Origin of the sequence: Methylobacterium tarhaniae, from assembly GCF_001043955.1 — a bacterium.
GTDB lineage: Bacteria > Pseudomonadota > Alphaproteobacteria > Rhizobiales > Beijerinckiaceae > Methylobacterium > Methylobacterium tarhaniae.
On record NZ_LABZ01000165.1, the window covers coordinates 44,351 to 63,762 of the forward strand.

General features: G+C 72.7%; 18 protein-coding genes and 1 pseudogene. 9 read left to right on the forward strand and 10 right to left on the reverse strand.

Annotation, left to right across the window (positions count from 1 at the left end):
• Positions 1-44: 44 nt before the first annotated feature.
• The 4 genes from VQ03_RS21845 to VQ03_RS34725 form a co-directional block, all read right to left on the reverse strand.
• The gene (locus VQ03_RS21845) at positions 45-356 is read right to left on the reverse strand and encodes a hypothetical protein (protein WP_048453016.1); all 312 of its coding nucleotides are present in this window, start codon (positions 354-356) and stop codon (positions 45-47) included.
• Positions 357-496: 140 nt separating this feature from the next.
• Complete coding sequence (locus VQ03_RS21850; RefSeq protein WP_048453017.1) at positions 497-781, reverse strand: hypothetical protein; 285 nt, start codon at positions 779-781, stop codon at positions 497-499.
• A gap of 78 nt (positions 782-859) precedes the next feature.
• On the reverse strand, positions 860-1,999 hold the full coding sequence (gene argE / locus VQ03_RS21855) for an acetylornithine deacetylase (protein WP_048453035.1): 1,140 nt from the start codon (positions 1,997-1,999) through the stop codon (positions 860-862).
• 198 nt (positions 2,000-2,197) lie between these two features.
• The gene (locus VQ03_RS34725) at positions 2,198-2,641 is read right to left on the reverse strand and encodes a hypothetical protein (protein WP_245292164.1); all 444 of its coding nucleotides are present in this window, start codon (positions 2,639-2,641) and stop codon (positions 2,198-2,200) included.
• Here VQ03_RS34725 and VQ03_RS21865 point away from each other — a divergent pair.
• Entirely contained in the window at positions 2,640-4,019 is a 1,380-nt protein-coding gene (locus VQ03_RS21865; protein ID WP_048453018.1) for an aminotransferase class III-fold pyridoxal phosphate-dependent enzyme, read from the forward strand. The genes VQ03_RS34725 and VQ03_RS21865 overlap by 2 nt on opposite strands.
• Before the next feature lie 14 nt (positions 4,020-4,033).
• On the forward strand, positions 4,034-5,119 hold the full coding sequence (locus tag VQ03_RS21870) for a tartrate dehydrogenase (RefSeq protein ID WP_048453019.1): 1,086 nt from the start codon (positions 4,034-4,036) through the stop codon (positions 5,117-5,119).
• A 139-nt stretch (positions 5,120-5,258) separates the two neighbouring features.
• Here VQ03_RS21870 and VQ03_RS21875 read toward each other — a convergent pair whose 3' ends face one another.
• Positions 5,259-5,474, reverse strand: a complete 216-nt coding sequence (locus VQ03_RS21875; protein WP_048453020.1) for a hypothetical protein — start codon at positions 5,472-5,474, stop codon at positions 5,259-5,261.
• A 196-nt stretch (positions 5,475-5,670) separates the two neighbouring features.
• Here VQ03_RS21875 and VQ03_RS21880 point away from each other — a divergent pair, with 196 nt between their 5' ends.
• Positions 5,671-6,825 carry a DUF305 domain-containing protein gene (locus VQ03_RS21880; RefSeq protein ID WP_053078692.1) on the forward strand — a complete coding sequence of 385 codons (1,155 nt, stop codon included), beginning with the start codon at positions 5,671-5,673 and terminating at the stop codon, positions 6,823-6,825.
• Between the two features lie 21 nt (positions 6,826-6,846).
• On the opposite strand, the gene VQ03_RS21885 is transcribed toward VQ03_RS21880, so the two are convergent.
• Complete coding sequence (locus tag VQ03_RS21885; protein ID WP_048453022.1) at positions 6,847-7,614, reverse strand: SDR family oxidoreductase; 768 nt, start codon at positions 7,612-7,614, stop codon at positions 6,847-6,849.
• Between the two features lie 162 nt (positions 7,615-7,776).
• Here VQ03_RS21885 and VQ03_RS21890 point away from each other — a divergent pair, with 162 nt between their 5' ends.
• Positions 7,777-8,817 carry an L-idonate 5-dehydrogenase gene (locus tag VQ03_RS21890; protein WP_048453023.1) on the forward strand — a complete coding sequence of 347 codons (1,041 nt, stop codon included), beginning with the start codon at positions 7,777-7,779 and terminating at the stop codon, positions 8,815-8,817.
• Positions 8,818-8,959: 142 nt separating this feature from the next.
• Here the strand turns inward: VQ03_RS21890 and VQ03_RS21895 are convergent, their stop codons facing one another.
• Positions 8,960-9,355, reverse strand: coding sequence for a rhodanese-like domain-containing protein (locus VQ03_RS21895; protein ID WP_048453024.1), 396 nt, complete (start codon positions 9,353-9,355; stop codon positions 8,960-8,962).
• 73 nt (positions 9,356-9,428) lie between these two features.
• Between VQ03_RS21895 and ftrA the strand changes: the two genes are divergently transcribed.
• The gene (ftrA, locus tag VQ03_RS21905; RefSeq protein WP_048453037.1) at positions 9,429-10,460 is read left to right on the forward strand and encodes a transcriptional regulator FtrA; all 1,032 of its coding nucleotides are present in this window, start codon (positions 9,429-9,431) and stop codon (positions 10,458-10,460) included.
• 4 nt (positions 10,461-10,464) lie between these two features.
• On the opposite strand, the gene VQ03_RS21910 is transcribed toward ftrA, so the two are convergent.
• Positions 10,465-12,954 (reverse strand): hybrid sensor histidine kinase/response regulator, encoded by a 2,490-nt coding sequence (locus tag VQ03_RS21910; protein WP_048453026.1) that lies wholly within the window; start codon positions 12,952-12,954, stop codon positions 10,465-10,467.
• Positions 12,955-13,164: 210 nt separating this feature from the next.
• Here VQ03_RS21910 and VQ03_RS21915 point away from each other — a divergent pair, with 210 nt between their 5' ends.
• Positions 13,165-13,644, forward strand: a complete 480-nt coding sequence (locus VQ03_RS21915) for a MarR family winged helix-turn-helix transcriptional regulator (RefSeq protein ID WP_048453027.1) — start codon at positions 13,165-13,167, stop codon at positions 13,642-13,644.
• A 23-nt stretch (positions 13,645-13,667) separates the two neighbouring features.
• Here the strand turns inward: VQ03_RS21915 and VQ03_RS32145 are convergent.
• Both VQ03_RS32145 and VQ03_RS21920 read right to left on the reverse strand, forming a co-directional pair.
• Positions 13,668-14,040: pseudogene (locus tag VQ03_RS32145) on the reverse strand (methyl-accepting chemotaxis protein); the annotation flags it as partial.
• Positions 14,041-14,301: 261 nt separating this feature from the next.
• Positions 14,302-15,261, reverse strand: coding sequence for a LysR family transcriptional regulator (locus VQ03_RS21920; protein WP_048453028.1), 960 nt, complete (start codon positions 15,259-15,261; stop codon positions 14,302-14,304).
• A gap of 152 nt (positions 15,262-15,413) precedes the next feature.
• Here VQ03_RS21920 and VQ03_RS21925 point away from each other — a divergent pair, with 152 nt between their 5' ends.
• The 3 genes from VQ03_RS21925 to VQ03_RS21935 are packed head-to-tail and all read left to right on the forward strand — an operon-like array spanning position 15,414 to position 19,256.
• Positions 15,414-16,277 carry an NAD(P)-dependent oxidoreductase gene (locus VQ03_RS21925; RefSeq protein WP_048453029.1) on the forward strand — a complete coding sequence of 288 codons (864 nt, stop codon included), beginning with the start codon at positions 15,414-15,416 and terminating at the stop codon, positions 16,275-16,277.
• Between the two features lie 17 nt (positions 16,278-16,294).
• Positions 16,295-17,824: an aldehyde dehydrogenase family protein gene (locus VQ03_RS21930; protein ID WP_048453030.1), complete on the forward strand. Its 1,530-nt coding sequence runs from the start codon at positions 16,295-16,297 to the stop codon at positions 17,822-17,824.
• 58 nt (positions 17,825-17,882) lie between these two features.
• Positions 17,883-19,256, forward strand: a complete 1,374-nt coding sequence (locus VQ03_RS21935) for a DUF3100 domain-containing protein (protein WP_083468147.1) — start codon at positions 17,883-17,885, stop codon at positions 19,254-19,256.
• The last annotated feature ends 156 nt before the right edge of the window (positions 19,257-19,412 follow it).

Here is a 19,412-nt window from a genome sequence, read left to right on the forward strand (position 1 = left end):
GATCGACCGGCGGGCGCGATAGAATCGGGATATGGCGCCTTCCGTCACCGCTGCCGGTTGGCCGCGATGGTCTGCCGGGCGATCTCGGCGGCCAGCGGAATGGCCTCGATCGGCGCCTCGTCCAGGAAGGCGCGGGCGACGAGGGCGAGATCGATCCAGGCATCGGGGGCCTGCGCCTTGCGCCGGTCGCGCCCGGCCTTCCCGGCCGGTGCACCCTGACCGGTGGTCTCCGCGGATGGCGCCGCGCCCCGCGCGGCCTTGGCGATCCAGGCCAGTTGCTCGCCCCGAACGGCCCGCCGCGGCGCGACGATCCGGGTGAGCACCGCACCCTGCCGCGCCTTGCCGGAGGCCTGCACCCGCGCGAGAAAACCTCGGCAGCAGAAGGGCTGATCCGGAATGCTCCGGGGATCCTTGCCTTCAAACTGCCGAGGCCGCGGTCGGTTGCCGACGCGGAGCCGGGGCGCAGCGCACGCCGCCTTCCGCTTCGGCGGCCGTCCTACCGGCTGGCGCCGCTGTTGCTGCTGCCCTGCGGCACCGCCCGCTCCGGCTGGCCGGCATTGCCGCCGGCGGCCGAGTTGCCGGTGACGGTCGAGGCGCCGGTCGATCCGGGCGCCATCACGCCGCCGCCGCTGCCAGTATTGTTCGGCATCGGCGCGACGGTGCCGGTGGTGGCCGGCCCCGTCCTCATGGTGCCGGGCGCGGTCGAGGGGGCGGCGGTCTGGGCCGAGGCCGCGCCGGCGACGAGAAGGCCGGCGGCGAGTCCGGCGAGAATCGAACGCATGCTGCTCTCCTGTCGGATCCCGAGTTCGTTAGATCCTGGACCCGACAACGCGCGCGAACTGGTCCGGTTCGACTGTGTTCAACTGTGATGCGCGATGACGCGGCGCAGCATCGCGCAGCATTCGTCGAGGTCGTCGCGCCCGATCGACTCGTCGGGCCGGTGCGCCTCGGCGATGCGGCCCGGCCCGCAGATGATCGACGGGATGCCGGCGGCCTGGAACAAGCCGGCCTCGGTGCCGTAGCTCACCGCCCCGAGGGCGGGCCGGCCGGACCAGGTTTCGGCGAGGCCGCGCAGGAGTGCGTCGTCGGCAAGGTCCAGGGCCGGATACAGCGAGAGAACCTCGCTCTCGACCGCGACGGCGCGCCCCGCCGCCCGGAGCGGCGCCACGAGATCGGCGACGCCGGCCTGGAGCGTGTCGTGGATCGTCATCGGGTCGGTGCCCGGCACCGCGCGGGCCTCCCATTCGACCCGGCAGGTCTCCGGCACGACGTTGACCCCGGTGCCGCCGGCGATGACCCCGACCTGGAGGGTCGAGGAGGCCGGCTCGAACAGCGGATGGAACGGCCCGGCTTCGGCAAAGCCCTGGTGCAGGCGCCGCACCAGCCCGACGATGTCGGCTGCGAGGTGCACGGCGTTGTCGGCGAGGTCGGGCCGCGAGGAATGGCCGGCCCGGCCGCGCACCGTGAGGCGCCCCGCCACCTTGCCCTTGTGGCGCAGGACCGGCCGCATCTCCGAGGGCTCGCCGACGATGCAGCCCGTGGGCGGCGCACAGAGCTCGGGCAGCCGCGCGATCATGTGGCGTACGCCGACGCAACCGACCTCCTCGTCGTAGGAGAGGGCGAGGTGGATCGGCCGGCGCAGCGGCGCCCGGACCATCTCGGGAACCAGGGCGAGCAGACAGGCGACGAAGCCCTTCATGTCGACCGCGCCCCGCCCGACCAGGCGGTCCCCGACCCGGCGCAAGGTGAAGGGGTCGCCGCTCCAGCCCTCGCCGGCCGGCACCACGTCGAGATGGCCCGAGAGGACGAGGCCCGGCACGTCGCGCGGGCCGATCGTGGCGAACAGGTTGGCGCGGTCGCCCTCCGGCCCCGGCAGCACGGCGGCCTCGACGCCGTGGCGGGCGAGGATGTCGCGCACCAGGTCCACGATCGCGCCGTTGGGCGTGCGGCAGACCGAGGGGATCGCGACGAGGTCGGACAGGAGGGCGGCGGCGGTCATCGGGGTCTCGCGCTGGCTTTCGCGCAGCATAAGCCTGCGATGCCCGTGCGCTCCGGCGAAAGCCGGGCCCATTGCGGCAGAACCTGCGGCAGGACGTGCGCCGCGCGGCAGGAAGCCGTGGCCGACTTGGTCAAGTCGAGCACGGCTGCCGAGAACCGTGCCTCGTCGCGAAGACGGCCCGGGGTCGTGGACCGACGATCATGATCCGAGGATCTTGCATGATCCGAGGATCTTGACGACCGTCACGACAGCCCCGACCACGGCAGCGCCGGCTGTGAAAGCCGCGAAGATGGCGGCGTACGGTGCGATCGTGGCGTCGCGCGCCAGCTTGCGGGCCTCGGCGGACAGCTTCAGCCCCTCCTCGACGGATTTCCGCGTCTCGGCGTTCATCCGTTCGATGCGCGCCAACGGCCCTTGGAAATCGGTGGATGTCGGAGCGGCCGAGCGTCGATCGCCGTCATCTTGCACACCGCAGGCGCCTGCCCGGAGCCGGCGAGAGCCCGGCATCCTCGACCATCGATTCTGCCGCATCGCCCCCTCGAAACGCGCGGCCTGCGCGGTGCCGCCGGCCAATCTCGGCGGAAAATCCCAGGCCGCATCGCGCATCTTCGGGGTCACGCCGCCCCGGAGACCTTGAGCCATGCGCGCCAATTCCCTGATCGAGCTCGACCGCGACCACCTCATCCACCCGGTGATCTCGTGGAAGGGCCACGAGGCGCGCGGCGCCACGGTGCTGCAATCGGCGAAGGGCGCCACCCTCACGGATGCCGAGGGCCACACCCTGCTCGACGGGTTCTCGGGCCTGTGGTGCGTCAATGTCGGATACGGCCACGAGTCGATCGTCGAGGTCGCGGCCGAGCAGATGCGGCGCCTGCCCTATGCCACCGGCTACTTCCACTTCTCGAGCGAGCCGGCGATCCGGCTCGCCGCCCGCCTCGCCGAGCTGGCGCCCGGCGACCTGAACCACGTCTACTTCACGCTGGGCGGTTCGGACGCGGTCGATTCGGCGGTCCGCTTCATCCGCTACTACTACAACGTCACCGGCCGGCCGGCGAAGAAGCACATGATCGCCCTGGAGCGGGGCTATCACGGCTCCTCGACCATCGGCGCCGGCCTGACAGCGATTCCCGCCTTCCACGACGGCTTCGACGCGCCGACCACCCTCCAGCACCACATCCCCTCGCCCTATCCCTACCGCAACCCGGCCGGCGACGACGACGCGGCGGTGATCGCCGCCTCGGTGGCGGCGCTGAAGGCCAAGGTCGAGGAGCTGGGGCCCGACAACGTCGCGGCCTTCTTCGCCGAGCCGATCCAGGGCTCGGGCGGCGTGATCGTGCCGCCGGACGGCTGGCTCAAGGCGATGCGCGAGGCTGCGCGCGACCTCGACATCCTGTTCGTCGCCGACGAGGTCATCACCGGCTTCGGCCGCACCGGCCCGCTCTTCGGCGTCGAGCATGACGGCGTGGTGCCGGACCTGATGACCACCGCCAAGGGCCTGACCTCGGGCTACAGCCCGATGGGCGCCGTCCTGATGTCCGACCGGATCTACCGCGCCATCGCGGATCACGCCCCGGCGGGCAAGCCGATCGGCCACGGCTTCACCTACTCGGCCCACCCGGTCAGCGCCGCGGTCGGCCTGGAAGTCCTACGGCTCTACACCGAGGGCGGCATCCTGGAGAACGGCCGCCGGGCCGGCGAACGCTTCGGCGCGGGCCTCGAGCGCCTCGCCGACCATCCCCTCGTCGGCGACGTGCGGGTGCGGGGCCTGCTGGCCGGCGTCGAGCTGGTCACGAACAAGGCGAAGCGTACGAAGCCGTCGCCGGACCTCGGCATCTCCGGCCACCTCGCCCGGTTCGGCTACAAGAACGGCGTGATCTTCCGCGCCTTCGCCGACGACATCGTCGGCTTCGCGCCGCCGCTCTGCTGCACCGACGAGGACATCGACACCCTGCTCGCCCGCTTCGAGCAGACGCTGAACGACGTCCTCGACGTCGCCGACGTGCGCGCCGCGCTGGCGTGAGAAGGTTTCCGGACATGCGCGACACAGCCAAGACCTACCGCATCGCCGTCATTCCCGGCGACGGCATCGGCAAGGAAGTGGTGCCGGAGGGCGTCCGCATCCTCGAATCCGCCGCCGAGAAATTCGGCTTTCGCCTCGACCTGCAGCACCACGCCTTCGGCTCCTGCGACTACTACGCCGAGCACGGCACGATGCTGCCGGCGAACTGGAAGGAGCTGCTGACCCCGGCCGACGCGATCTTCTTCGGCGCCGTCGGCTGGCCGGCCACCGTGCCGGACCACGTCTCGCTCTGGGGCTCGCTCCTGCAATTCCGGCGCGAGTTCGACCAATACGTCAACCTGCGCCCGGTTCGGCTGATGCCGGGCGTCCCCTGCCCCCTCGCCGGCCGCGAGCCCGGCGACATCGACTTCTACGTCGTGCGCGAGAACACCGAGGGCGAGTACTCGTCGGTCGGCGGCACGATGTATCCGGGTACCGAGCGGGAGATCGTGATCCAGGAGACGGTGATGAGCCGTCACGGCGTCGACCGGATCCTGAAATTCGCCTTCGACCTCGCCCAGTCCCGGCCGAAGAAGCACCTGACCTCGGCCACCAAGTCCAACGGCATCGCCATCACGATGCCGTACTGGGACCAGCGGGTCGAGGCGATGGGCGAGCGCTACCCCGAGGTGCGGCGCGACAAGTACCACATCGACATCCTGACCGCGCATTTCGTGCTGAACCCGGACCGGTTCGACGTGGTGGTCGGCTCGAACCTGTTCGGCGACATCCTGTCGGATCTCGGCCCCGCCTGCACCGGCACGATCGGCATCGCGCCCTCGGCCAACATCAACCCGGAGGGGCGCTTCCCCTCGCTGTTCGAGCCCGTCCACGGCTCGGCGCCGGACATCGCGGGTCAGGGCATCGCCAACCCGGTCGGCCAGATCTGGACCGCCGCGATGATGCTGGAGCATCTCGGCGAGGTGGAGGCGGCCAACGCCATCGTGGCGGCGATCGAGACGGCACTCCGCGAGCCCGCCTCCCGCACCCGCGACCTCAAGGGAACGGCGACGACCCGGGAGGCAGCGGACGCGGTGCTGCGGGCCTTCGCGGCGGCGTGACCGTCGGGCCGGCCGCGTTGCGGCCGGTCGAGGAGCGAGGCCTTTGCAAGGCGCGGGTGCAAGGCGTGGGACGGCCCGCACCTTGCACCCGCGCCTTGCCTGCGTCGGCGCCATGCTCCGGACGGGGCCGGGCGGACGCTCAGCTCGGCCGCGGCTCCGGCGCCTGGCGGTGCCGCAGCACCGGGGCGACGGCGTCCTGATCGTCCTCCGCCTGCGCGACGCGCGCGGCCCGGGGCAGGTCGACCGGGGGAAACAGATCCTGCAACCCGCGCGAGACGCCGGTGAGGACCGGGGCGAAGGGCCCGGGGAGCGAGGAGGGGACGGCGTCGGTCTTGACGAAGCGGGAGCTGGACATGTCGCAGTGCAAACCTTGGGGCCAGCTACAACGCGCCGCACCATGGTTTGGTTCACGGCCCGCGGGCCGATGATCCGCGGATCCGAGTGACGAGGCGAAGGGGCAACATAGGCTGTCGTGGCGCCAAGCTCCCATCCCCTATGGAGGGTAGCAGGATCCCGCACGGAAGCGCCTCGTCACGATGCCCCTCCGCACGATGCCCATCCGGCCCCCCGGACCCGGCTCCGCCTGGCGCGCCGCCGCCCTGCTCGGGCTCATCAGCAGCACCTTCTCGACCCTGGTGAGCCAGCTCACCGCCGCCCGCATCGGCCGGGATGCGACGGTGGACTGGATGGTGGTGGCGGCGATCCCGCTGCGCGACGCCGCGCTCTCGCCCGAGCCGACCTGGCCGGTCGTCGCAGCCGGCATCCTGTTCCACCAATGGGCGGATGTCTCCTGGGCGCTGGTGTTCTTCGGGCTCCTCGGCCGTTGGACGGCGGGATTGTCGCCCGCGACCCTGCTGGTCCTGTGCGGGCCCTGGGCACTCCTGACCTCGTTTCTCGAATGGGTCATGCTGGTGCCGCTGCTGCCGTTCCGCCAGCCGATCTTCACCCTCGCGCAGCCCTACTGGATCGGCTTCCTGGTCCACCTGGCCTCGGCCTCGATCTACCCGCTGTTCCCATCTCTGCGCGATTGGATCGAGGAACGCCGGCCCTCGCCGCACCGGGACTTCGCGGCCGTGTGGGCCGGCCTCGCGGCGGCGGGGGCCTCGGGTCTCGGCGTCCTGGCGGTCCTCGGCTGGCTCGGCTGGGAGGTGCCGCATCTCGGCGACGAGGCCGCCCACGACCAGAGCACCCTGCGGCGGATGATCGAGCACCACGCGCAGGGCGCGCAGCTCGCGGCCCTGGCGGTGGAGCGGGCCGAGGACCCGCATCTGCGCGCCCTCGCCGCGCTGATGGTCGCGGCGCAGAACGGCGAGATCGCCGTGATGGTGCAGTGGTGGGACAGCTGGTTCCCGGCCCTCTCGTCCCTCTGCACGCCGCAGGAGCGGGAGGCGATGCCCGGGATGGCGCGTCCCGACGAGGTCGAGGCCCTGCGCCGCAGCGGGGGGCGCGACTTCGACCCGCTCTTCGTCACCCTGATGAGCCGCCACCATGCGGGCGCGGTGCGGATGGCCGACGAGGCCCTCGCCCGGGCCGGCGACCCGCGGGTGCGCCTCCTCTCCCACGCCATCCGCCACCAGCAGCGCGGCGAGATCGACCTGATGCACGGGTCCCGCGACCTCGCGGCGGTCGCGGCGGCGGCCCGCAACCTGATGCTGCCCTTCGGCCGGGTGCCGGCGGACCGGGCGCCGAGCCGCGCGCAGCCCTGACGACGAGGAGGCGGGCGCCCCTCACAGCGTCGCCAGCACGCCCCCATCCACGTAGATGATCTGCCCGTTGACGAAGTCGGACGCCGACGAGGCCAGGAAGATCGCCGCCCCCTGCAGCTCCTCCACCCGGCCCCAGCGCCCGGCCGGGGTGCGGGTCTTCAGCCAGGCGTCGAATTCGGGATTCTCGATCAGCGCCTGGTTCAGGGGCGTGGCGAAGTAGCCCGGGCCGATGCCGTTCACCTGGAGGCCGTGGCGGGCCCAGTCGGTGCACATGCCCTTGGTCAGGTTCTTCACCGCGCCTTTCGAGGCGGTGTAGGGGGCGATAGAGTAGCGCGCCGCCTCGCTCTGCAGGCTGGCGATGTTGATGATCTTGCCGCGCTTGCGCGCGATCATGTGCCGGGCCACCGCCTGGCCGACATAGAACACGCTGTCGAGGTTGATCCGCATCAGCTCGTGCCAGGTCTCGACGGGGTAGTCTTCGAGCGGCGCGCGGCGCTGGATGCCGGCATTGTTGACGAGGATATCGAGGGGGCCGATCCCGGCCTCGATCCGGTCGATGCCCGCCTTGACCGCCCCCGCGTCGGAGACGTCGAAGGCGGCGGCCTCCGTGGCGATGCCCTCGCTCCGCAGCTGCGCCACCGCGCCGTCGAGCTTGGCCGCGTCGCGCCCGTTCAGCACGATCGCCGCCCCGGCGCGGCCGAGGCCGAGCGCCAGCGACAAGCCGATGCCCTGGCTGGAACCGGTCACCAGGGCACGGCGGCCCGACAGATCGAACAAGGCGGTCGACACCGGCGCTTCCTCTCCTTCGGCGCTCCGGTGGCGGCCTGTGAAGATGGCTCCCGCGGTTGCGCTCCTGCCGCGAAGGAACCATGGTGCCGGGACCAAAGCAAGCGGCATCCCGGCGCCGGCCCATGGGCCACCCGGGAGCCGATACCGGAGGAGACGACGTCCATGACGCTGGCTGCGCGCATCCACGCCGCCAAGGACCTGCGGGTCGAGGCGATCACCTTGCGCGAGCCGGAGGCGGACGAGGTCGTGGTGGCTTTGGGCGCCGGCGGCATCTGCGGCTCGGACCTGTCCTATTACGGCAAGGGCCGGGTCGGCGATTTCTCGCTCCGCGAGCCGATGGTGCTCGGCCACGAGGTCGCCGGCACGGTGACCCGGGTCGGGGCGGCGGTCGCGAGCGTGAAGCCCGGCGACCGGGTCGCGGTCGATCCGAGCCGGCCGTGCCTGTCGTGCGACTACTGTCGCGCCGGCCGCTCGAACCTCTGCCGCAACATGCGCTTCTTCGGCTCGGCGGCGATCTTTCCGCATGTCCAGGGCGGGTTCAGCGAGCTCTTCCTCGCCCGGGCCGACCAATGCGTGGTGGTGCCGGACTCGATGCCGATGCGGGTCGCGGCCTGCGGCGAGCCGCTGGCGGTGGCGTTGCACGGTGTCAGGCGGGCGGGCGAGCTTCTGGGCCGCCACGTCCTCATCGCGGGGGCCGGGCCGATCGGCCTCCTGTGCCTGATGGCGGCGACGCTCGCCGGCGCGCGCCGGATCGTCTGCACGGATCTGTCCGATGCGCCGCTGGCCATCGCCCGGGAGATCGGCGCCGCGGAGACCATCAACGTCGCCGCCGAGCCGGAGCGGCTGGCGGCCTACGAGGCCGACAAGGGCACCTTCGACGTGGCGCTGGAGGCCACCGGCGCCCCCGCGGCCCTCGCTTCGCTGTTCCGGGTGGTGCGGCCCGGCGGCCGGGTGGTGCAGCTCGGCATGATGCCGCCGGGCGACGTGCCGGTGCCGGCCAACCTCCTGATGGCCCGCGAGATCGACTTCGTCGGCGCGTTCCGCTTCCACGAGGAATACCGCACCGCCATCGCCCTCCTCGCCGCCGGCCGGATCGACGTCGGGCCGATCCTGTCGGCCGAGATGCCGATGTCCCGGGCCGACGAGGCCTTCGCGCTGGCTGCCGACCGCAGCCGGGCCATCAAGGTCCACCTCGCCTTCTGAGCAGATTTCGCAAAAGTGGCCGCCGGTCTTGTGACATCTCCGGCAACGAGACGAGCCGTGACATGGCATACCGGCGGTCCCGGGCGGAGGCCAGAGAGGTCACGGCGGCCGGTCCCTGGCCGGGTCAGGCGGCCCCGCAGGCTCACCCCTCGGCAAGCGCGAACCCCTCGTCCTCCCATCCGGTGATCCCCCCGATCATCAGCTTTACGGGCAGGCCGAGTTCGGCGAGGTGCAGGGCGGCCTTGTCGGCGCCGTTGCAATGCGGGCCGGCGCAATAGACCACGAACAGCGTGCCGGCCGGCCACTCGGCCATGCGCCGGGGCGTCATCTTGCCCCGCGGCAGGTTGATGGCGCCGGGGACGTGGCCCCGGGCGTAGGCCTGCGGCCCGCGTACGTCGAGGAGCACGAAGCCGGGCGCTGCCGTTTCCGAGGCGGCGCGCACATCGGCGCAGTCGGTCTCGAAGGCCAGGCGGCGGGCGTAATGCGCCGCGACCTCGGCGGCGGGCGCAGGCGGGATGGCGGTGACGGGGTTCGACATCGAGGGAGGCTTCGCTTTCGTCTGGGGACCACCTTATCCTGCGGCCTCCACCGCCGGCCCGAGACCGGGCTGCCTGCCTTTCTGCGTCGAGATCGTGCCAAACGAGAGCGTGCCCGAGCCTTGCGCCTTCCCGAGCACCCCATCCGGCCCGCGTGTGGCGGTGCTGGCCTATGACGGGCTGTGCACCTTCGAGTTCGGCGTCGCCTACGAGGTGTTCGGGCTGCCGCGGCCCGAGGCGGGCTCGCACTGGTACCGCTACGCGGTCTGTGCGGCGGAGCCCGGCCCGTTGCGCGCCGCGGGCGGCCTGACGGTCGCGGTCGAGGGCGGGCTCGCAGTCCTGGACGAGGCCGACCTCGTCGTCGTGCCGGGCTGGCGCGCGATCGACGCGCCGGTCCCGCCGGACCTCGTCCGCGCACTCACGGCGGCCCACGCCCGCGGTGCCCGGCTGATGTCGCTGTGCTCGGGGCTCACGGTGCTGGCGGCGACCGGGCTCTTGGACGGGCGCCGGGCCACGACCCATTGGCGCTACGCCGAGGCCATCGCGGCCCGCCACCCCGCCATCGCTCTCGATCCGGGCGTGCTCTACGTCGACGAGGGCCGTATCCTGACCGCCGCCGGCAGCGCCGCCGGAATCGACCTGTGCCTCCACGTCGTGCGCGGCGATTTCGGGCCTGACCTCGCCAACCGCGTCGCGCGCCGCCTCGTCGTGCCGCCGCACCGGGAGGGCGGCCAGGCCCAGTTCATCGAGGCGCCGGTCCTGCGCGAGCGCGAGGCGGCCCGCCTCGGGCCGGTGATCGACGCGATGCGGGCGCGCCTCCACGAGGACCGGCCGCTCGCCGCGATGGCACGCCTCGCCGGCATGAGCCTGCGCACCTTCCAGCGCCGCTTCCTCGCGGCGACCGGCCTGCCGCCGGGCGAGTGGATCATCGCCGAGCGGCTGCGCCTCGCCCGGGAGATGCTGGAACGGCCGGAGCGGGTGTCCCTCGCCGACATCGCCGCGGCGAGCGGCTTTCGCAATCCGGCCGGCCTGCGCCACCATTTCCGCAGCCGCCTCGGCACCAGCCCGGCCGCCTACCGGCGGAGCTTCGCCGGGCGGCGTTCCTGATGTTTCAGCCCGCCGGCGCCCGTGCCCGCCTTTGCCCGATCGCGCTCGCCAGCATCCGCGAGAGCTGCTCGGCCGAGTACGGCTTGTGCAGCAGCGGGACGCCGTGGGAGCCCTCCTGCGCCAGCACGTGGCTGTAGCCGGACGTGAGCAGCACCGGCAGGCCGGGATGGCGCCGGCGTAGGAGCTTTGCGAGCTCGATGCCGCCCATGCCGGGCATCACCACGTCGGAGAAGACCGCATCGTAGCCGGCATCCCGCGCCAGCACGTCGAGGGCCGCCTCGGCATTGGTCACCCAGGTGGTGACGTAGCCGAGGTCGTCGAGGATCTGCGCGGCGAAGCGGCCGACGCCGACATTGTCCTCGACGAGGAGCACCCGCTGGCCGGCGCGGGCCGGCGCCAGGCCCTCGTCCGGGGGCGCCGGCCGGGCCGGAGCGGCGGGCGCCGCCACCTCGGGCAGGTAGAGGACGAAGGTGGAGCCCTCCCCCGGCCGGCTCGTCACGTCGACGTCGCCGCCCGACTGCTTCGCGAAGCCGAAGACCTGGCTGAGCCCCAGGCCCGTGCCCTTGCCGACCTCCTTGGTGGTGAAGAACGGCTCGAAGATTTTGTCGATCACCGCCGGGCTCATGCCGGTGCCGGTATCGGTGAGAGAGATCGCCGCGAAGGGGCCCTTGGCGGCGGCATGGCCGCGGATCTCGGGCTTCTCCGCCCCGCAGGCGACGCACAGGGTCAGCGTCCCCTCCCCGTCCATCGCGTCGCGGGCATTGACCGCCATGTTGATCAAGGCCGTCTCGAACTGGCTCAGGTCGGCGCGCACGAAGCACGGCCGGTCGGGGCTTTTCGTCACCACTCGGATGCGCGCACCCGTGACCGTATCCAGCATGTCGGCCACGCCCTGGAGGCGGGCGACGACGTCGAAGACCTCGGGCGCGAGCGCCTGGCGGCGGGCGAAGGCGAGGAGCTGGCCGGTGAGCTTGGCGGCGCGATCGACCGTGTCGGAGACCGCATCGAGGTAGCGGCGCTTGCGCGCCTCCGGCAGTTCCGGCCGGCGCAGGAAGTCCACCGACGAGCGGATGATCGTGAGAAGGTTGTTGAAGTCGTGCGCCACGCCGCCGGTGAGCTGGCCCACCGCCTCCATCTTCTGCGACTGCCGCAAGGCCTCCTCGGCCTGGAGGAGGCGTTGCGCCCGCTCGCGCTGCTCGGTCACGTCGCGGGCGACGCAGTACAGGTTGCCCTCGAACGGCACCGCCCGCCACGACAGGGTGCGGTAGGCTCCGTCCCGGGTGCGGAACCGGTTCTCGAACGACAGGGTCGGCTCGCCGGAGCCGAGGCGCCGGATCTCGGTCCGGGTCCGGTCCTGGTCGTCCGGGTGCTCGAGCCAGGAAGAGGTGCGTCCCACCACCTCCTCGGGCTGCCAGCCCAGGATCGCCGTCCAGGCCGGATTGACGCTGAGCCAGACCCCGTCCGCGCCGGCCACCCCCAGCATGTCGCGGCTCACCTGCCAGATCCGGTCACGCTCGGCGGTGCGGGCCGCGACCTGGCGCTCGAGGGTCTCGTTGAGGCCGCGCAGGGCTTCCTCGAGCCGGCGCTGGGCGGTGATGTCGTTGAACAGGATCGCGACGTGCCGGGCCTCCGGCGCGTCGACCCGGAAGGCGTGCACCTCGTACCAGCGCTCGCCCAGCGACCGGGCCGGCTGGACGAAGCGCACCGACTCGCCCGTCAGCGCCACCCGGCCGTAGATGTCGTACCAATGCTGCTCGTGGCCGGGGGCGAGCCCGCGCATCCAGCGCCCGGCCGCGTCCTCGAGGCCGGTATGGCGCGCGAAGGCGGGGTTCACCTCCAGGAAACGGTAATCCTCCGCCCGGCCGTCCTCGGAGAAGCGCAGGGCGATGATGCAGAAACCGGCATCAATCGCCTCGAACAGCGTGCGGTAGCGCGCCTCGCTGCACCGCAGCGCTTCCTCGGCCTGCCGCCGGCCGGTGATGTCGATGATGAACTCGAAGCCGGTGCCGTCGTCGAGGAGGGTCGCCGCGCACAGGCCCCAGAACCGCGAGCCATCCTTGCGCAGGTATTCGCGCTCGGTCGAGTCCGAGCGGCCCCACGCCTGGAGCTCGGCGATGACGCGCCGGGAGACGGCCTGCCATTCCGGCGGCACCAGGGTGCGGCCCGAGAGCAGGCCCCGCTCCAGGTCGTCGCGGTCGTAGCCGCTCATCGCCAGGAAGGTGTCGTTGGCCTCCAGCACCCGGCCGGCCATGTCGAAGACGATCGCCCCGACGGTCTCGATGTCGAGGGCGGTGCGCAGGCGCGGATCGACCAGGAAGCCGCCCTCGACCGCGCGGCGCCGGGCCGCCGGGAGGGCGGCGGTCGCCTGCTCGTCACCTCGCGCGAGGTGCAGGGCCGCCTCGGCCGCGGCCCGCGCCCGCTCCGACGCCGCCAGGGCGGCGCGCAACCGCGCGTTCTCCGCGACGAGGTCCGGGACGTGTCCGGGATCCGCCATTCCTCTCCATCCGCACGGGCGTCGCGCGGCCTCGCGCGCATCCGCCTCATCCCCGTCGCCCCATATAGCGGAGGCGGGCACGCCGTCTCCACCCTCCGGCCCGCGACCATCGGCGCAGATGGGGCCCCGGCGAGGGAGCCTGCATTGCGGCGGGGCCGGGAAGGCCGCATATCTGGGTGCGGCCCCGCGGCGGCGGGGCGGGAGGCGTGCGTGACGATCCAACCGACCCGTTGCAGCAACGCGGCCCTGCGCCGGGCGACGCGCAGCGTCGGGCAGCTCTACGACGACGCCCTGGCGCCGAGCGGCCTGCGCACGACGCAGTACGGTCTGCTCGGGACGATCCGCCGCCTCGGCACCCCGACCATGGGCGAACTGGCCGAGGCGATGGTGATGGACCTCTCGGGGCTCGCCCACACCCTCAAGCCCCTGACCCGCGACGGCTATGTCAGCGTGGTGCCCGACCCGCAGGACCGGCGGGCGCGGCGCATCGCCCTGACGGCGTCCGGCGCCGCCAAGCTCGCGGAGGCGACGCCGCTGTGGCGAGCCGCCCAGGACCGGTTCGACGCCGCCTTCGGCCCCGAGCGGGCGGGTTTGCTGCGCGACCTCCTGCACGAACTGGCGCTGCCGGATTTCCGGGCGGCGTTCGGCACGCCGGCGCCGGCCGGGGAGACACGGGACGCCCCCCACTGATCCTCCGGCATCGCCGTGGCCGGTCAGGCGGCCCGCACCGTATCGAGGAAACGATGCACCTCGGCGGCGAGATGCTCGGACTGGCGCGACAGCTCGCTCGCGGCGCCCAGCACCTGGCTCGCCGCCGCGCCGGCCTCCTCCGCCGCGCCCGCCACCCCGGCGATGTTGCCCGTCACCTCGCCGGTGCCCTGGGGCCGCCTGGGAGACGTTGCGGACGATCTCCTGAGTCGCCGCCCCCTGCTCCTCCACCGCCGCCGCGATCGAGGTCGCGACCCCTGCGATCTCCTCGATCCGTGCGGCGACCTGGCCGATCGCGACGGCCGCCTGGCCGGTGGTGGCCTGGATCGCCGCGATCTGCCCGGTAATCTCCTCGGTGGCCCGGGCCGTCTGGCCGGCCGGCACCGGAGGTCTCGGCGCGCCGTTCGAGCAGCCCGTGCTCGACGGCCGTGATTTCGCCGACCTTGTTGGCCCGGATCGCGTCCACCAGGGCCTTGCCGGTGCCCGTGGCCTCGATCCGCCGCGCCTCGGCCCGGGTGGCGGGATCGCCCATCAGGCGGATCGCCTGGTCGGCGATCTCGCGCGTCCATTGCCGCTCGAGCCGGCGGAGTGCGGCGAGGCGGTCCTGCTCGGACATCGTCCGTGCCGCCCGAACCCGCCCTACCGTGAACGGGACGAACCGCGCGGCCCGTCCTGCTCCTCCCCCGCCATCCCTCTCTCCGCCATCCCCCTGGCGAGGTGCTGGAGCAGCTTGGCCGCGGCCGGCGAGAGCTGGCGGCCGAGGCGGGTGACGATCCGGGCCTCGACGCCGTCGAGGCCCGGATCGGCGAGGGGCAGGGCCACCAGAACGCCGTCGGCGATCTCCTGTGCGGCGCAGAAGGCCGGCAGCAGCGTCACGCCGGTGCCCGAGGCGGCGAATTGCTTGAGCACGCCGATCGAGCCGGTGATCAGCGCCGGATCGAGCCGCACGCCCTCCGCCCGCTCGGCCGCCGCGATGATCTGCCGGATGCCGTAGGCCGGGTGCATCGTGCCGAGGCGGTGGCCGGCGAGGTCGGCCAGCCGGACCGCGTCCGGATGGGCGGCGAGCGGATGGTCGGCCCGCACCAGCACCCGGATCGGATGCGGCATCGCCAGGTGGGTGCGCAGGCGCGGCTCCGGCGGCGGGTTGTAGACGAGGCCGAGATGCGCCTCGTCCTCGACGACCCGGCGCACCACGTCGTTGGTCGCCGCCAGGTCGAGGGTCATGGTCAGGTCGGGGTGGCGGGCCCAGAAGCCCTGGAGCAGGCCCGACATCAGGTCGCCGATGAAGCCCTCCCCTAAGACCACGTCGATATGCCCCCGGCGCAGGCCCTTCAGCTCGGTGAGCTTGGCCAGGATGTCCTCCCGGTCGGAGGTCTGGCGCCGGTAATAATCGAGGAGGAGCGAGCCGGCCGGGGTCGCCCGCACCCCGCGGTGGTGGCGCTCGATCAGCGGCGTGGCGAGCTGCCCCTCCATCTGGACGATCTGGCGGCTCACCGCCGAGGCGTTGACGTTGAGCTTGTCGGCCGCCGCGCGGACCGAGCCGCAGCCGACGGCCTCCGCGAGGTAGCGCAGGCAGCGCTCGTCGAGGCTGTGATGCATCGGTTCTTCCCTCCCGCCCACCGGGTGCGTTGCCGGTAAGTCAACGCAAAATACCGGCCAACGTCGTTCCGCTCAACGCCGTGCTGCCCCAGTCTCCGGTTCCCAGAGGGCGCCGCGGCAGGGATCCGGCGCCGATCCGGGAGAGAGCGGACATGCGGACGATCGGCGTCATCGGGCTCGGCAACATGGGCCGGGGCATGGCCCTCTCGCTGCGGCGGGGCGGCTTCACGGTGATGGGCTACGACCCCGCACCCGGTGCCCGCGCGGCCCTGGAAGCGGACGGCATCACGGTCGCCGCCACGCCCTCGGCGCTGTGGCGGGACTGCGACGCGGTGGTGCTGTCGCTGCCGACCCCCGAGGTGGTGGAGGCGGTGCTTCTGGGCCCTGACGGACCGCTCCACGGCGCGAAGGCCGGCCTCCTGATCGTCGACACCTCGACCTCGGACCCGAAGGTCACGCGGCGGATCGCGGCGGCGCTCGAGCCCGCCGGCCTCGCGCTGATCGACGCGCCGGTGAGCGGCGGCCCGAAGGGCGCGCATGCCGCCACCCTCACGATGGTGATCGGCGGCAGCGACGCGGCGGTGGCCCTCGCCGAGCCGGTCCTGGCGGCCATGAGCGCGACGCGGGTCCATGTCGGCGGCGTCGGCGCCGGCCACGTCACCAAGCTCGCCAACAACCTGCTCTGCGCCGCCCACCTGATCACCGCGGCGGAAGCGGTGCGCATGGCCGCTGAGGCCGGGGTCGATCCGGAGCGCCTGCTCGCCGGGATCAATGCGGGCTCGGGCCGCAGCGGCGTCACGCAGGTCAACTTCCCGACCTGGGTGCTCAACGGCGCCTTCGATTCCGGCTTCACCATGAAGCTGATGCGCAAGGACGTGCGTCTCGCCGAGGGCCTGATCGGCGCCCTCGACCTCGACCTGCCGCTCGCCGCCCAGGTCGGCCGGCTGTGGCGCGAGAGCGCCGGGATCCCGGACGACGGCGACTTCAACGCCATCGTCAAGCTCCAGCTCGCCTGAACCCGGGAGATCCCATCATGACCGAGACCCGCCCGCAGGCGCTCGCCGCCCTCCTGCGCCCCTTCTTCCCCGAGACGACCCAGATCGGGTCCTGGGTCGACGGCCGCATCGTCCCCGGCACCGGCGAGCCGGTGCGCCTCGTCGATCCCGCCACCGGCCTGCTGCTGGCCGAGTATCCGGATGCCGGCCCCGAAGTGGTGGCCGAGGCCGCCCGTGCGGCCGAGGCCGGCCAGGTCCGCTGGGCGGCGCTGACCGGCGCCGCCCGCGGCCGGGTGATGCAGGAGATCGCCCGCGCCATCCGGGCCGAGATCGAGCCCCTCGCCCGGCTCGAGGCGCTGAATGCCGGCAAGCCGATCCGCGATTGCCGCGTCGAGGCGACCAAGGTCGCCGAGATGTTCGAGTATTATGCCGGCTGGGCCGACAAGCTGCACGGCGAGGTGATCCCGGTCCCGACCAGCCACCTCAACTATACGCGCCGCGAGCCCCTCGGCGTGGTGCTGCAGATCACCCCCTGGAACGCCCCGGTCTTCACCTGCGGCTGGCAGCTCGCTCCGGCGCTCGCCGCCGGCAACGCGGTGCTGCTCAAGCCCTCGGAACTCACCCCCCTGACCTCGCTCGCGGTGGCGGCGCTCGCCGAGCGGGCCGGGCTGCCCGCGGGCGTCGTCAACGTGCTTGCCGGCTACGGCCACACCACCGGCCAGGCGGCTTTGGCCGAAAAGACGGTGACGAAGGTGGTCTTCGTCGGCTCGCCGGCCACCGGCACGAAGATCGCCGAGGCTGCGGCGCGCCACCTGAAGCCCTGTGTGCTCGAACTCGGCGGCAAGTCGGCCAACATCGTCTTCGCCGATGCCGACCTGGAGCGGGCCTGCCTCGGCGCGCAAGCCGCGATCTTCGCCGGCGCCGGCCAGTCCTGCGTCGCCGGCTCGCGGCTCCTCGTCGAGCGCCCGGTCTATGACCGCCTCGTCGCCATGCTGGCGGCGGGCGCGGAGCGCATCCGCGTCGGCGATCCCCTCGACCCCGAGACCGAAATCGGGCCGATCAACAACGCCACCCAGTACCGGCACGTGCTGGCGATGATCCGCGGCGGCCTCGATCAGGGCGCGCAGCTCGCCGCCGGCAGCGACGGCACCCCGGCGGAGGGCGGCTTCTACGTGCGCCCGACGATCCTGGCCCAGGCCGACAATGCCATGGATTGCGCCCGCACCGAGATCTTCGGGCCCGTCGTGACGGTGATCCCGTTCGATACGGAAGAGGAGGCGGTCGCCATCGCCAACGATTCCGAATTCGGCCTCGCCGGCGCGGTCTGGACCCGCGATGTCGGCCGCGCCCACCGGGTCGCGGCGGCGGTGCGGGCCGGCACCTTCTGGATCAACGCCTACAAGACCATCCACGTCTCCTCGCCCTTCGGCGGCTCGGGGCGCAGCGGCTACGGGCGTTCCAGCGGCCTCGAGGCGCTGCACGAATACACCCAGGTCAAGAGCGTCTGGGTCGAGACCGCCGCCGCTCCCGCCGCCTCCTTCGGCTACGCCCCCGGCGTAGGCGCCTGATCCCTCCCGGTCCGGGGGGCGGCCCCTCCGGACCGTCCCCCGCACCGGAGATTGTTCGATGACGAGCGCCACCCTGGCGACCGGCAGCCCTGCCGTCGCGCCCGCAAGCCCACCCGCAAGCCATGCCGGCCGCGCCGGCATCCTGATCCTGTTCCTCCTCGCCCTCGTGGTGGTGACCCTGGCCGAGCTGATCGGCAACGTCGCCATCCCGCTCGGGCACGGCAAGATCATCCTCCTGCCCCTGCTCTGGGCCCTGCTGATGGGCGGAGGCCTCGGCCTCGCCGCGCCGCGCCTGCCGCGCGCCTTGCGGCTGCCCGTCTCGCTCCAGCACGCCGCCGGGGCGATCCTGCAACCGGCGCTCCTGCTCTTCGTCGCCAAGCTCGGCCTCCTCGTCGGCGGCTCGCTGCCGAAGATCCTGAGCGCCGGCTGGGCCCTCGCCTTCCAGGAATTCGGCCACTTCTTCGGCACGATGGTGTTCGGCCTGCCCGTGGCCCTGCTGCTCGGCCTCAAGCGCGAGGCGATCGGCGCCACCTTCTCGGTCGGTCGGGAGCCCAGCCTCGCCATCATCGGCGAGCGCTACGGCATGGATTCGCCCGAGGGGCGCGGCGTGCTCGCCGAGTACCTGACCGGCACGGTGTTCGGCGCGGTGTTCATCGCGGTGCTGGCCGGGCTGATCGCCAGCCTCGGCATCTTCAACCCGCTGGCCCTCGCCATGGGCGCCGGGGTCGGCTCCGGCAGCATGATGGCGGCGGCCGCCGGCGCCATTGCGGCGCAGCAGACGCCCGAGATGGCCAAGGAGGTCGCCACCTTCGCGGCGGCGAGCAACCTCATCACCACCACCATCGGCACCTACTTCACCCTGTTCCTGTCCCTGCCCTTCACGGTCTGGGCCTACGGCGTGCTGGAGCCGGTCCTCGGCCGCGGCCGTGGCCGGACGGAGACCGCGCCCGCCCCGTCCGCCCCGGTGGCGGCCCATGCCGCGCCGGCCTTCGGCCTGCCCGCCCTGGTCCTGATCTGGCTCGCCACGGCGGCGTTCGGGCTCATCGGCAACGGGCTCACCTATGGCACGAAGCCGGACGGGCAGGTGCTGACCGGTGCCGCGATCATCGTCGGCGCGGTGGTCGTGGGCGAGGTCCTGTACCGCCTCGCCGGGCGGCGGCTGCCGGCGGTGGTGTGGGTCTCCCTGATCGGCATGGCCCTCACCTATCCGGGCACGCCGTTCTCCGCCGAGATCGCGGCGGCGACGGGCCGGATCAACTTCCTGGCGCTCGCCACCCCGATCCTCGCCTTCGCGGGCCTGTCGCTCGCCAAGGACTTCCCGGCCTTCCGGCGCCTCGGCTGGCGCATCGTGGTGGTGTCGTTCATGGCCAATGCCGGCACGTTCCTCGGCGCGGCCCTGATCGCCCAGTTCTGGATGCATCCGCCGCTGTAAGATCAAAGGTCGAAAGACAACGACCTCTGGTTCTGTTCTCGAATTTCCGCCAGGCCCAAGGTCCCGGACTTGCGGGCTCGGCATCGACGATTCGGGATGGGTCGATGGCCTCGTCGATCTCGGGCTTGCCCGAGATCGAATCGATGCGTCAGCATC